This window comes from Streptomyces sp. NRRL WC-3618, assembly GCF_001280005.1.
Taxonomy (GTDB): Bacteria; Actinomycetota; Actinomycetes; order Streptomycetales; family Streptomycetaceae; genus Streptomyces.
This window is the reverse complement of the sequence record NZ_LGDW01000378.1, coordinates 1-282: the sequence shown is the minus strand read 5'-3', so window position 1 is coordinate 282 and position 282 is coordinate 1. Positions and strand designations below refer to the sequence as shown.

Here is a 282-nt window from a genome sequence, read left to right as displayed (position 1 = left end):
CTGCGGGCAGAAGTTCTGACGCCGCGTCAATCTCCTTCGGAGCTACGACACTTCGAAGATCAGCCCCGTGGCCGTTCGCCCATGCGAGCGCCATCTCGATACCGGAACAAGCCCGCGCGGGCATACTTGCGCACCGCGCAGGGGTCCAGGCCGAGCTCCCGGGCCATGGCGCCGTAGCTGTGGCCGGATGCGGTCAGGGAGTGCACGGCCTGGAACAGCCTCCTGGCGTACCGCCCGGCCCGGATGTCCGCCGCGGTGTCCTCGGCGGTCTCGTCGTCCGGC

At 69.9% G+C, this 282-nt stretch carries 1 pseudogene; it reads right to left on the bottom strand.

Features of this window, described 5'->3' with window-relative positions:
• Nucleotides 1-59: 59 nt before the first annotated feature.
• A pseudogene (locus ADL01_RS26895) lies at nucleotides 60-282 on the bottom strand (hypothetical protein); the annotation flags it as partial.